Source organism: Streptomyces sp. NPDC050759 (assembly GCF_044456945.1).
In the GTDB taxonomy this organism is placed as follows: Bacteria; Actinomycetota; Actinomycetes; order Streptomycetales; family Streptomycetaceae; genus Streptomyces.
Genome location: NZ_JBITGI010000038.1, coordinates 1 through 12,995, shown reverse-complemented (window position 1 = coordinate 12,995; position 12,995 = coordinate 1). Strand labels below are relative to the sequence as shown.

Here is a 12,995-nt window from a genome sequence, read left to right as displayed (position 1 = left end):
CTTTCCTCCGGGCTTTTCCCTTCGGTCTTGCGTTTCCGACTCTATCAGACCGTTTCCGGTTCCGATTTCCTCGGTGCTTTCCAGGTTCCCGCTCTCGCGTTTCCCTTTCCGGCGGTTCTGACTCTATCAGATCCTTTCGGGCCTGATTCCCAGTCAGCGGGGCTTGTCTTCCCGGCCGTTGGGCCGTTCCGACGTCTCAAACCCTAGCGGACTCTCGCTGCGGTCCCAAATCGAGGGCCGCACTCCATCGAATTGAATTCGGGCACACCGAATTCATCCCGGCTGGGAGATCGTTCTTGTGGTTTGAGTGGCCGCTTGCGCGGCGGAGGCGCTACCACAGAACCGTTACGTCTCCGTGGCAACCCGAAGAACTCTACGGATCCGGCAAGTGGCTGTCAAGCACCCTCTGTCAAGATCTTTTAGTCGAGGTCGCTGAGCCGCCCACCGGAGTCCGGCTGTGCGTGCTCCACCCTACGCAGAAGCCGGGTGAGGACGTCCCCGAGGGTGTTGCGCTCCTCGGCGGACAGGTCCTGGAGCAGGTCCTCCTCGAAGACCGTGGCCAGGCGCATCGCCTCCAGCCACTTCTCGCGGCCTTCCGCCGTCAGCTCCACGATCACGCGGACGCGGTTGGTCTCGTCCCGCTCCCGGGTCACCAGTCCCTCGGCAAGCATGCGGTCGATGCGGTGGGTCATCGCGGCCGGCGTGAGGCCGAGGCGCTTGGCGAGATCGCTGGGACCCATCCGATAGGGAGCTCCGGAGAGCACGAGGGCCTTGAGGACCTCCCACTCGGCGTTGCTGATGCCGAGATCTGCGGTCTGACGGCCGTAGGCGACGTTCATACGGCGGTTCAGACGGGAGAGCGCCGAGACGATCTGCTCGACCTGGGGGTCGAGGTCCTGGAACTCGCGCTGGTAGGCGGCGATCTGCTCGTCGAGCGTCGGCTCGGGGACGCCAGGAGTCTCGGCCATGGCCGCAGTATGGCACGCACCTCCTTTGCCTTGAAGTCCTTCACTATGTACTCTTCAGGTTCGAACTTTAGCTTTGAAGTCTTCACTCCTAACTAGTGAGAGAGGTGAACGTGACCAGGGCGAGGGGCGCAGCGATGCGCCGGATCCACGTGGGCAACGCACTCAGCGCGTTCGGGCTCGGTTTCACCGTGCCCTACCTGTACGTCTATGTGGCGCAGGTGCGTGGCCTGGGGGCCATGACGGCGGGGCTGGTCCTCACCGTCTTCGCCGTGGCGGCACTGATCGTGCTGCCGTTCGCCGGGCGGGCCATCGTCCGGCGGGGCCCGCTGCCGGTGCTGCTCGTCGCCCTGATCACGGCCGCGCTCGGGGCGCTGAGCCTCGGACTCGCGGGCCATGCGGAGACCGTGCTGCTGTCGGCGGCCGCGCTGGGGGCCGGTCAGGCCGTCATGCAGCCGGCGCTGGCGACGATGATCGTGGACTGCTCCACCTCGGAGACGCGGTCCAGGGCCTTCGCGACGCAGTTCTTCCTGCAGAACCTCGGACTCGGCGTCGGGGGTCTCATCGGTGGGCATCTCGTCGACACGTCGAGCGCCACGTCCTTCACCATGCTGTTCGCGATCGAGGCGGCGGTGTTCCTGCTGCTGGTGGTGGTGATGGCGACTCTGCGGCTGCCGCACGCGCCCCGTGTCGAGGGTGCGCCGACCCAGTCCGCCAAGGGCGGCTGGAAGCAGTTGCTCGGCAACCGCGCCATGGTGCAGCTGTGCGTGCTGGGCTTCGTGTTGTTCTTCGCCTGCTACGGACAGTTCGAATCCGGGCTGAGCGCTTACGGCGTCGAGGCCGCCGGCATCTCCCCCTCCGCTCTGGGGACGGCTCTGGCCGCCAACACCGCGATGATCGTGGTGGCGCAGTTCGCCGTGCTGAAGTTCGTGGAGCGGCGGAGGCGGTCACGGGTGATCGCCGCGGTCGGGATCATCTGGTCCGTGGCGTGGATCGTGGCGGGTTACGCGGGCCTCGGGCACGGCAGCCAGGAGATGGCCACGGCCGCCTTCGTCTCGACGTACGCCTTGTTCGGACTGGGCGAGGCGATGCTGTCGCCGACGGTGGCCCCTCTGGTCGCCGATCTGGCGCCGGAGGGGATGGCGGGCCAGTACAACTCCGCCTTCGCCCTGGTGAAGCAGCTTGCCCTGGCGGTCGGCCCGGCGGTGGGCGGCCCGATGGGAGCCTCGCTGCACGCCCCGTACATCGTGACGTTCCTGCTGTTCTCGCTGGGGATCACATACCTGGCGGTACGGCTGGGCAGGCAGCTGACCCCCGTACAGAACCAGCCGTCACTACGGAAGAGCCGAGTGGTGGCCCAGGGTGGAGCGACGACGGAGTCCGTGGCCGCCTAGCTGCACCCCAGGGGCGCGAGGAACTGCGCTGCCGGGACAGACAACCCGCGCCCGGCAGCGATCCGCACCCCTACGGCGCTACCCCTTCGGGAGCACGAACTCGCACCAGACCGCCTTCCCGCCCCCCGGCGTCCTCCGGGACCCCCAGTTCGACGCGATGGTCGCCACGATGGCGATCCCCCGACCGGACTCGTCACCGGGTTCCGCCCGCCGGCGCCGGGGCAGATGGTCGTCCCCGTCCGTCACCTCGACGATCAGTCGCCGGTCGGTACGGCGGAGCCGCAACCGCATGGGCGGGGTTCCGTGCTGCAGGGAGTTGGCGACCAGCTCGCTCACCGCCAGCACGCCCAGATCATGCAGCTCCACCGGGAACCGCCAGCTCGTCAGCACGCCGGAGGCGAACGCACGCGCGCGTGGCGCCGCCTCGACTCCGCCCAGCAGTTCCAACGCGGCGTTGCGGAAGAGTTCGCCGTCGGGTCCCGTGTGGGCCGGGTGCTGGATGACCATGACGGCCACGTCGTCGTCGTGTTCCGCGGTGACGCCGGCCGAGCGGACCAGGCGGTCGCAGATCACCTGGGGGGTGCCGGTCGCGCCGGCCAGGGCGCGCTCGAGCGCGGCGATGCCCTCGTCCAGGTCCTCGTCACGGCGTTCGACCAGGCCGTCCGTGTAGAGCACCGCCGTGGAACCGGGGCCGAGCGGGATGGAGCCCGAGGCGTGCATCCAGCCGCCGGTGCCCAGCGGCGGGCCGGTGGGTTCGTCGGCGCGCAGGACGACGCCGCTCTCGTCGCGGACCAGGATGGGCAGGTGACCGGCCGAGGCGTAGACGAGCTTGCCCTCGTTCGGGTCGTGGATGGCGTACGCGCACGTGGCGATCTGGTTGGCGTCGATCTCCATGGCGAGGCCGTCCAGGAGCTGGAGGATCTCGTGCGGGGGCAGGTCCAGGCGGGCGTACGCCCTGACGGCCGTGCGGAGCTGGCCCATGACCGCCGCCGCGCGGACCCCTCGGCCCATGACGTCGCCGATGACCAGGGCCGTGCGGCCGCCGCCGAGGGTGATGACGTCGTACCAGTCGCCGCCGACCGCGGCCTCGGTGCCGCCGGGCAGGTAAGTGGCGGCGATGCGCAGGTCGTCCGGTTCTTCGAGCTCCTGGGGGAGCAGGCTGCGCTGGAGGGTCACGGCCGTCTCGCGCTGGCGGCGTTCGCTGGCCCGGAGGCGCTCGGCGGCCTCGGCGTGGTCGGTGACGTCGGTCGCGAATACGAGGACCCCGCTGCCCCCGCTGCCACCGCCACCACCACCGTGTCCTTCCGTCACCGGGGTGCAGGTGAAGGTGTAGGAGCGGCCGTCGGGGGCCTTGCGGGACTTGACGGTGCGGGGCTTGCCGCTGCGCAGGACCTGGTCGAGGAGCGGGAGGAGGCCGATCTCGTCGAGCTCCGGGAGGGCTCGGCGGGCCGGTTCGCCGGTGGGGCGCAGGCCGAAGGCGACCACATAGGCGTCGTTGACGTAGGCGAGGCGGTGGTCGGGGCCGTGGACGAGGGCGACGAGGGCGGGGACACGGTCGAGGACCTCACGTACGGGGAGTTCGTCGACGGCGGGGACCGGCACGGTCAGCTGTTCGGCGCGGGCCGCCGGGACGGCGCCCTCGCTCAGGCGGTCCTCGGTGACCAAATCGTCGGTCCGCGCTGCGGCGCGGCGCTGCGTTCCGGGGAGGCGGGCGCTCCAGCGCGTGAAGTTCACGAATCCTTGCCTCGTGTCGTCGTCTTCGGCGTCTTCGGGCCGGCTCCGGGCCCGGCCGGTGGGCTGGGGACGGCAGCCCGGGAGTGCAGCACGGTGGGCAAACCTCTTGGTTCGAGGGGCGGGCGGCTGCCCGCCCGAAGTCGGGCACCAGTCTGGCAGGGTGACCTACCGGGCGACATTCGTCAGACGCCGGGGCGGTCCGTGGAGTTCCTCGGTCCGGTCAGGACGACCCCTTCGGGTCGTTCGTCGGGTCGTGAGGATGCTTTCCACCAGCCGCGAGTTCGAACTCCGCTCGGGGATGTTCGAGTGAACCGAGCGAGACGATCTCCCTCTTGAAAAGCCCCGACAGGGTCCATTCGGCCAGGACGCGGGCCTTGCGGTTGAAGGTGGGGACCCTGCTGAGGTGGTAGACGCGGTGCATGAACCAGGCAGGGTAGCCCTTCAGCTTGCGTCCGTAGACGTACGCGACACCTTTGTGGAGGCCCAGGGAGGCCACCGAGCCGACGTACTTGTGGGAGTACGTCTCCAGGGGCTCGCCCCGCAGCGCGTGCGCGATGTTGTCGCCGAGGACCCTGGCCTGGCGGACGGCGTGCTGGGCGTTGGGGGCCGTCTCCTTGCCGGGTTCCTCGGCGGTGACGTCGGGGACGGCGGCCGCGTCTCCGGCCGCCCACGCGTGCGTGGTGCCGTCGACGGTGAGCTGGGGGGTGCACTTCAGCCGCCCCCGCTCATTGAGGGGGAGGTCGGTGGCGGCCAGGAGGGGGCTGGGTTTGACGCCGGCCGTCCACACGACCGTACGCGTGGGAAAGCGGTTGCCGTCACTGAGGACGGCGACGCGGTCCACGCAGGACTCCAGGCGGGTGTTCAGCCGTACGTCGATGTTGCGGCGGCGCAGTTCGCTGACCGTGTAGCGGCCCATGTCCTCGCCGACCTCGGGAAGGATGCGGTCGGAGGCCTCGACGAGGATCCACTTCATGTCCTCGGGGCGGACGTTGTGGTAGTAGCGCGCGGTGTAGCGGGCCATGTCCTCCAGCTCGCCGAGCGCCTCCACGCCCGCGTAGCCGCCGCCGACGAACACGAAGGTGAGAGCCGCGTCGCGGATCGCGGGGTCGCGGGTGGAGGAGGCGATGTCCATCTGCTCGATGACGTGGTTGCGCAGGCCGATGGCCTCCTCGACCGTCTTGAACCCGATGCCGTGGTCGGCGAGTCCGGGGATCGGCAGCGTGCGCGCGATCGAACCCGGGGCGAGGACGAGTTCGTCGTACGACATGTGCTCGCCGCCCGTCCGCTCCTCCTCGGTGGCGAGGGTGGTGACGGAGGCCGTGCGCTTGGCGTGGTCGATCGCGGTGGCCTCGCCGACGACGACACGGCAGCGGTCGAGGACGCGGCGCAGTGGTACGACGACATGACGCGGGGAGATGTTTCCAGCGGCTGCTTCGGGCAGGAACGGCTGGTAGGTCATGTACGGGTTGGGCGTGACGATCGTGATCTCCACTTCGCCCCGGTCGAGTTCCCGTTTCAGCCTGCGCTGCAGACGCAGAGCCGTGTACATCCCGACGTAGCCGCCGCCGACAACCAGAATGCGCGCACGTTCCTTCACCATCCCATGACGCACCCGTCGCTTGAGTTTGTCCACAGCCTCGACAAATTGTGTGACCGGAGTTCATCGGCGCGCCGGGTTGGCCGGATGTCCGGAGTGCGCGGAAGGTGCGCAGGTCAACGGGTGTGCGCCGGGCGGGCGGACGGGGTGCAATCGGGGCGTTTGCCACCCGTACTCCGATCGGGGGGCGCTCCGTGCGGAACCTGCCCCTTCTGAATTGACCCCCACTCAACTATGTTCGTGTGTCGACGGGGTGTAGGGGGATGCGCTCCGGGTCCGCGACGGGCGGACTCGCGAAACGGGCTTGTTCCGCACGCTCCGGCTTTCGATGGCGGGGAGAGTCTCCGGGGGGAGACGTCATTACCGGGGGAACATTTATGCACATTCAGGATTCTCATTGGTCTACCGCGTCCGCCATCGCACCCGGTGGCGGGGCGATGGGCGGCGCGATGGGTTCGGCGATGAGCGCGGCGGGCAACGGACGTGACGGATCGCGTTCGGCCCCGCTGCGCGTGGACGCACAGCGCAATCTGGAACACGTACTGCGCGCGGCGCGCGAGGTCTTCGGCGAGCTGGGCTACGGCGCGCCGATGGAGGACGTGGCGCGGCGCGCCCGGGTCGGTGTCGGCACGGTGTACCGGCGCTTCCCGAGCAAGGACGTCCTGGTCCGGCGGATAGCCGAGGAGGAGACCTCCCGGCTGACCGACCAGGCGCGGGCGGCGCTCGGCCAGGAGGACGAGCCGTGGTCGGCGCTGTCGCGATTCCTGCGCACGTCGGTCGCGTCCGGTGCCGGGCGGCTGCTGCCGCCGCAGGTGCTGCGGGTCGGGGTCGCCGACGAGGGCACCGACGGCTACGACGGGACGCGGGTGCCGCAGCAGCGGACGACTCCGGGCTCCGGCGAGCTGCGGCTGGTGCCGGAGGAGGCCCCGATGGTCTCCGCCGACGACGACGCCGGGGCGGCGGCGCTGCTCGAGGTCGTGGGCCGGCTCGTGGACCGCGCACGTGCGGCCGGTGAGCTGCGGACCGACGTGTCGGTGTCGGACGTCCTGCTGGTGATCGCGACCGCGGCGCCCTCGCTGCCGGACGCGGCGCAGCAGGCGGCCGCCTCGGCGCGGCTGCTGGACATCCTGCTGGAGGGGTTGCGGTCCCGGCCGGTGTGACTCGAAAGGGTGACAGCGGGGTGCGGTCGTTCGGCGTCCGCACCCCGGAAGATTCCGAGGCTTTCCGGGCGGGAGAATCAACTCCTGCCCCAGCCGCGACAGTTGAGTCTTCCCCGGACGGGTGATCCTCAGTGCTGCCGTGCGGGAAGTCCCCACGGATGAGTGGATGCTCCGTACGGGAGGGCACTGACCAAAAGCCAATATGGCACTCTGACCCGGTGTTCGGGACTGGTTGGGCCGGCGGCGGGGGCATTCCGCGATGAGCGTTGACGGGCGGAACGAACCCCTTGGCGAGGGCGACGGGGAAGCCGGGGGCACCCCACAGGTGCCGGGTCAGGGCGGTCGCGCCGGTATCCCGCAGGGCGGCATCCCGGCACAGGGCGGCGAACCCGTCGAGGGCAGCGTCCCGGCGCAGCGCGACCGGCGACAGGACGGCGGCGTTCTGCCGCCGCCCAGGGAGATGCCGCCGTCCGACGCCGATCTGATCGATCGGATGCGCTCCGGCGACGACACGGCCTACGAGGCGCTCTACCGGCGGCACGCGGGGGCGGTGCGCCGCTACGCCCGCACCTGCTGCCGCGACGGCCACACGGCGGACGACCTCACCGCCGAGGTCTTCGCCCGCATGCTGCAGGCCGTACGCGGCGGTCACGGCCCCGAGCACGCCGTACGCCCCTATCTGCTCACCAGCATCCGCCGCGTCGCCGCCGGCTGGACGAAGTCGGCGAGGCGGGAGCAGCTCGTCGAGGACTTCGCGGTGTTCGCCGCGCAGGCCACGCGTGCGTCCGAGGTCTCCGACGACGACACACTCGATCTCGGGGCCGACGCGCGCGCGATGCACGTGGCCGAGCAGTCCATGGCCATGCAGGCCTTCCGGTCGCTGCCCGAGCGCTGGCAGGCCGTGTTGTGGCACACCGAGGTCGAGGACGAGTCGCCGAGCGAGGTCGCCACGCTCTTCGGGCTCGACGCCAACGGCACGCGTGTGCTGGCCAGCCGCGCCCGCGAGGGCCTCAAGCAGGCGTACCTCCAGGCCCACGTCAGTGCCAGCCTCGCAGCCGACGAGGAGTGCGCCCGCTACGCCGACCGGCTGGGCGCCTACGCCCGCGGCGGGCTGCGCACCCGTGCCGAACGGGGTCTGCGCAAGCACCTGGAGGAGTGCGTCAAGTGCCGGCTGGCCGCGGGCCAGATCAAGGAAGTCGCCGGCGGTATCCCGGCCGTCGTACCGATCGCGGTCATCGGCTGGTTCGGGGCCGCCGGGTACGCCAAGGCCATCGGACTCATCGCGGGCGGCGCCGGGGCGGGAGCGGCCGGTGCCGCGGGCGCGGCCGCCGCGGCGAGCGGGGGCTCCTCGGGCGGGGCGGGAGCCGGTGGCGCAGCGGCCTCGGAGGGGCTGGGCGCGCCGGTGAAGGCGGGTATCGCGGCCGGTGTGGTCACCGTGGCCGCCGCCGCGGTGGCGCTCGCGCTGATCGGCGACGACAGCCCGGCCAGAAAGCCGGACGCCAAGCCGCCCGCGTCCGTGCCGGTGGTCGAGCCGGCCGACCCCGCGCCCACGCCTTCCCCGAAGAAGCCCGAGCCGGCGCCGCCCGTGATCCCCGTCGCGGTCACACCGCCCCCGAAGCCGACACCGACCCCCACATCCCCACCGACCCCGAAACCCACTTCGAAGCCCACCCCGACTCCCGCGCCGACCCCCACCCCGAAACCGACACCGCCCCCGCAGCCCACCCCCACGCCCACCCCTGCGCCGACTCCCCCGCCCCCTCCGGCCGTCTACCAGTGGAGCGAGCTGGCCTACGACGTCTCCGGCGACGGCAGCGAGCCCGAGATGCGGATCGGCGAGAGCAGCTGGGTGTGGCAGCGCTACGGCGTCTCGGTCGCCGACCAGGAGTACGCCCACGGCGTGACCGTGCACGGCCGCTCCTCCGTCACGATCGACCTCAACCGCGCCTGCACCTCCTACGACGCGATGGTCGGCGTCGACGACATGACGCTGGGCCTCGGCAAGGTGTACTTCTCCGTCTACGCCGACGGGGTGCGCCTGTGGAGGTCGGGGCTGGTCGAGGGCGGCGACCGGGCCGTGCCCGTGCAGGTGAACCTCGCCGGGCGCAGGACCGTACGCCTGGTGGTCGAGCCGCACAGCCCCTTCGACGACCTGATGCTCGCGGACTGGGCGGAGTCGAAGTTCAGGTGTTCATAGCCGCGCCTGCGCCGCCTCTTCGAGTTCGGCGAGGGCCTCCTCCGGGGTGAGTGCCGAGCCCCGGGCGTGTTCCGCCGTGTAGCACACGGGGCCCAGGCCGGTGCGGGCGGTGGCCTGCGCTCGCTCCGCCTCCACGCGCTCGGGGTGGGGACGCGGGTCGCCGCCGCGCCAGCGCTCTGCGGCGGCGATCAGCCGGACCGCGCGCGGGAGGTCGCCGAGGTCACAGAGCAGCGCCGCCGCGGCGTCTACGAGCGTCGCCACGACCATGTCGGAACACCGCTTCTCGATGGCCTCCCGGACGGTGTCCGCCACCAGGGGCAGGCCGTGCTCCGGGCCCGACTCGGCGGCCGTCACCATCGCGGCCACCGATTTCAGCATCACCGTGAACTGGGGCGGCGAGGGTGACTCGCCGACCTGCTCGCGCACCGCGTCGACCAACTCACGCGCGCGGGCGGTGTCCTTGTCCTCAAGGGCGATGTGGGCCCACATCAGCCTGACGAACGCCCGGGTCTCCGGGACGCCGTACCGGTCACCCGCGGCGCTCGCCTCGTCCAAGGTGGTCAGCGCGGTGGAGCGGTCGCCGGTGCGGTAGGCGACCTCGGCGAGCCGGGCGATGAGGAACGGCGTCTCGCCGTACGCCCCCACCTCGTAGGCGAGCCGCAGTGCCTCCTCGTACTCCTCCTTGGCCTCGGCGGGGCGGCCGCGGGCCATGGCGGCCTCGCCGGCCGCGCTGCTGACCTGGGCGCGCAGCCAGCGGTCGCCCACGCGGCGGCTGAGCACCCGGAGTTCCTCCAGGTCGTCGTCCACACCGGCCAGGCCGCCCGGGGAGTCGACCACCAGGTGGGTGCGGAACATCAGGGTGACGGCCACAGCCCAGTCGTCCCCATGGGCCCGGCAGTGGGCCACGGCCGTGTCCATCAGGGGACGGATGTCCACCGCGTCCTTCAGCATGAGCCCGATCATGGGCCAGACGATGCCGGGGAGGCGGGCGGCGTCGGGGCCGCCCTGGGCGAAGTGGTCGCGGACGAGTTGCACATAGCGGCGCATTCGGGGGTCCAGGTCGCCGTCCATGGACTCTGTCTCGGCCTTGAGGAAGAGATGCAGCATCCGCAGGTTCATGCGCCGGCGGTGCGCCGGGTGGTTCGTCTCGATGTGCGGGGCGGTGAGGTAGGCGTCGATCGGGTCCTCGGCTTCGCCGTCGGACCGGAGTTGGTGCGTGGCCGCCCTGTCCAGAGCGACCCCCAGGCGCAGGATCCGGTCCACCCAGGTCATTCCCTCGCGGCGGTAGTTGCGCAGCCACCAGAACCAGCCCATGGCGAGGACCAGGTCACCGGCCTGCGCCTCGTCGCCCGCGGTGAGCGTGCGGTCGACGGCCGCGCGGATGTTGTCCAGCTCGGTCTCCAGACGGGAGATCCACGGGAGCTGTCCGGCCGAACGCAGCTGTGGTTCGGCCTCCTCGACGAGCGCGCGCACCCACGCGCGGTGCCGGAGCTCGGCGGCGGCGCGCAGCTCGGGCCGCTCGGCGGCGCGCTCGACGGCGTACTCGTGGATGGTCTCCAGCAGGCGGTAGCGCATGCCGTCGGAGCCGTCCCGCTCGCGTGGGGTGGCCACGATGAGGGACTTGTCCACGAGCGCGCCGAGAAGCTCCGCGGCCGGCCCGGTGCACACGGCCTCCGCCGCTTCCAGCTCCCAGCCGCCCGCGAAGACGGACACCTCGCACAGCAGTGTCCGTTCCCGCTCGTCCAGCAGCTCCCAGGACCAGTCGACGACGGCCCGCAGGGTCTGCTGGCGGGGCAGGACGGTACGGCTGCCGGAGGTCAGCAGGCGGAAACGGTCGTCGAGTCGGTCGGCGATCTGGCGGGGAGTGAGCAGGCGCAGGCGGGCCGCCGCCAGTTCGATGGCGAGCGGCAGCCCGTCGAGGCGCCGGCAGATCTCGGCGACGGCCTCCTGGTCGGCGAGCACGGCGGTCGCGTCGGGACGGACGGCGGCGGCGCGCTCGGCGAACAGGCGGTGCGCCTGGTCGGGGAGGAGGGGTTCGACCGGCCGCACCGACTCGCCCGGCACGCCCAGGGGCTCACGGCTGGTGGCGAGGACGGTGAGCCCCGGGCAGCGGGTGAGGAGGGTCTCCGCGAGGTGGGCCGCCGCCTCGATGACATGTTCGCAGTTGTCAAGGATCAGGAGCTCGCTGCGCTGGGCGCAGTACTCGACCAGCAGGGCGATCGGGTCGTCCTGCGGGGCCGCCAGCTCGGTGGTCATGAGCACGGTCTCGCGCAGACCGAGCGCGCTGACCACCGCGCCGGGCACCGCCTCCGGCCGGTCGAGCGGGGCGAGCTCGACCAGCCACGCCTGCGGGAGCCCAGCGGCGGCTTCCTCGGCGAGGCGGGTCTTTCCGGATCCGCCCGGTCCGGTGAGGGTGACGAGGCGGGCCCTGTGCAATTCGGAACGGATGGCGTCGAGTTCGGGTTCCCGGCCCACGAAAGAGGTAAGGCGCGGACGGATGTTGCCGGTGCGTTGGGCACGGGGGCGGCTGAGAGGGGCCGCGAGCAGCTCGCCGTGCAGGTCGCGCAGCTTCGGGCCCGGATCGGTGCCGAGTCCGTCGGCGAGGGCCCGGCGGGCGGTCTCGTAGGCGGCGAGGGCATCTGCGCCCCGACCGCTGTCGCGCAGGGCACGGATGAGCAGAACGTGCAGCGACTCGTCGTACGGATGCGCTCCCGTCAGCTCCTTCAGCTCCGGTACGACGTCCTGGGCACGGCCGAGCAGCAGATCCGCTTCGATCCGGGCCCGGGTGGCCTCCAGGCGCAGTGTCTCGGGGCGGGTCGCGGCGGTGCGGTCGGGGAGGTCGGCGAGGGCGTCGCCGCGCCACAGGGCGAGGGCCGCGGTGAGCTTCTGTGCGGCTGTCCGTGCGTCCCGGTGGGCCAGGGCGGCGGTGCCTTCTCGGACCAGGCGCTCGAAGACATACAGGTCCACGTCGTCCTCGGTGGCGGCCAGCCGGTAGCCGCCGGGTTCGGAGACGATCGCGTCCTTGCCGACGGTACGGCGGAGCCGGCCGACCAGTGCCTGGAGGGCGGCCGGGGCGTCCTGGGGCGGCTCCTCACCCCAGACCTCGTCGATCAGGGTCTCGGGGCTCGCGGTACGGCCGGGGCGGAGGGCGAGGGCGGCGAGCAGGGTCCGCACGCGGGGGCCGCCGAGGGGTATGCCGGCGCCGTGATCGTCCGCCGCCTCGGTCACACCCAGGATTCTGTACCGCACCGGTTCATTGTCACCGGCTTCCTGACATCGGCTGCGCCTTTTCGCGGGGTGGCGCCTCAGGATGTGCCGGGGCGGTTTGTCGGGCGGGTGGGGGCTGGTCGCGCAGTTCCCCGCGGGCCGCGTGCGCGGGGCTTGGGCCGGACGCCTACGAGGGTGCCGGGTCGGGTTGTCGGGCGGCTGCCGGCCGGTGGGGGCTGGTCGCGCAGTTCCCCGCGCCCCTAGGGAGTTGCAGCCACCTGCGCCAGAACGGACCGCTCACCGGGGCGGCTTGTCGGGGCGGCTGCCGGCCGGTGGGGGCTGGCCGCGCAGTTCCCCGCGCCCCTAGGGGGTTGCAGCCACCTGCGCCAGAACGGACCGCTCACCGGGGCGGGTTGTCTGGCGGCTACCGGCCGGTGGGGGCTGGCCGCGCAGTTCCCCGCGCCCCTGGGGAGTTGCAGTCACCTGCGCCACGACGGACCGTCGACCGCACCGCGCGCCACGACGGACCGTTTGCCGCACGCGCTCCACAACGGACCGTCTGCCGCACCGCGCGCCACGACGGACCGTTTGCCGCACGCGCTCCACAACGGACCGTCTGCCGCACCGCGCGCCACGACGGGCCGTTAGCCGCGTACGGCGGCAAGGGGACGGGGTGGGGGGTGTCCGCCCGCAGCGGCCGGCGTCCGTTACCCAGTACTGCTCAATCAACAGCAACCGCCG

7 protein-coding genes are annotated in these 12,995 nt (G+C 71.8%); 3 read left to right on the top strand and 4 right to left on the bottom strand.

What is annotated here, in order from left to right; all coding sequences use genetic code 11:
• Positions 1–419 precede the first annotated feature (419 nt).
• Positions 420–968: a MarR family winged helix-turn-helix transcriptional regulator gene (locus ACIBJB_RS47335; RefSeq protein WP_398940370.1), complete on the bottom strand. Its 549-nt coding sequence runs from the start codon at positions 966–968 to the stop codon at positions 420–422.
• A gap of 134 nt (positions 969–1,102) precedes the next feature.
• On the opposite strand from ACIBJB_RS47335, the gene ACIBJB_RS47330 reads away from it, so the two are divergent.
• Complete coding sequence (locus ACIBJB_RS47330; RefSeq protein WP_398940369.1) at positions 1,103–2,359, top strand: MDR family MFS transporter; 1,257 nt, start codon at positions 1,103–1,105, stop codon at positions 2,357–2,359.
• 78 nt (positions 2,360–2,437) lie between these two features.
• Here ACIBJB_RS47330 and ACIBJB_RS47325 read toward each other — a convergent pair whose 3' ends face one another.
• Together ACIBJB_RS47325 and ACIBJB_RS47320 are read right to left on the bottom strand one after the other, a co-directional pair.
• Positions 2,438–4,093, bottom strand: a complete 1,656-nt coding sequence (locus ACIBJB_RS47325) for a SpoIIE family protein phosphatase (protein ID WP_398940368.1) — start codon at positions 4,091–4,093, stop codon at positions 2,438–2,440.
• Between the two features lie 220 nt (positions 4,094–4,313).
• Entirely contained in the window at positions 4,314–5,693 is a 1,380-nt protein-coding gene (locus ACIBJB_RS47320; RefSeq protein ID WP_398940367.1) for an NAD(P)/FAD-dependent oxidoreductase, read from the bottom strand.
• A gap of 374 nt (positions 5,694–6,067) precedes the next feature.
• Between ACIBJB_RS47320 and ACIBJB_RS47315 the strand changes: the two genes are divergently transcribed.
• Together ACIBJB_RS47315 and ACIBJB_RS47310 are read left to right on the top strand one after the other, a co-directional pair.
• Positions 6,068–6,850: a TetR/AcrR family transcriptional regulator gene (locus tag ACIBJB_RS47315; RefSeq protein ID WP_057609398.1), complete on the top strand. Its 783-nt coding sequence runs from the start codon at positions 6,068–6,070 to the stop codon at positions 6,848–6,850.
• Positions 6,851–7,109: 259 nt separating this feature from the next.
• A complete protein-coding gene (locus tag ACIBJB_RS47310) occupies positions 7,110–9,047 on the top strand; it encodes a sigma-70 family RNA polymerase sigma factor (RefSeq protein ID WP_398940365.1) in 1,938 nt (645 codons plus the stop codon).
• On the opposite strand, the gene ACIBJB_RS47305 is transcribed toward ACIBJB_RS47310, so the two are convergent.
• Positions 9,042–12,296 (bottom strand): BTAD domain-containing putative transcriptional regulator, encoded by a 3,255-nt coding sequence (locus ACIBJB_RS47305; protein ID WP_398940364.1) that lies wholly within the window; start codon positions 12,294–12,296, stop codon positions 9,042–9,044. The genes ACIBJB_RS47310 and ACIBJB_RS47305 overlap by 6 nt on opposite strands.
• Positions 12,297–12,995: the final 699 nt, after the last annotated feature.

Coding starts and splice junctions, on each gene's coding strand:
- ACIBJB_RS47335 (WP_398940370.1), bottom strand. CDS start 968: ATGGCCGAGACTCCTGGCGTCCCCGAGCCGACGCTCGACGAGCAGATC.
- ACIBJB_RS47315 (WP_057609398.1), top strand. CDS start 6,068: ATGCACATTCAGGATTCTCATTGGTCTACCGCGTCCGCCATCGCACCC.
- ACIBJB_RS47310 (WP_398940365.1), top strand. CDS start 7,110: ATGAGCGTTGACGGGCGGAACGAACCCCTTGGCGAGGGCGACGGGGAA.
- ACIBJB_RS47330 (WP_398940369.1), top strand. CDS start 1,103: ATGCGCCGGATCCACGTGGGCAACGCACTCAGCGCGTTCGGGCTCGGT.
- ACIBJB_RS47320 (WP_398940367.1), bottom strand. CDS start 5,693: ATGGTGAAGGAACGTGCGCGCATTCTGGTTGTCGGCGGCGGCTACGTC.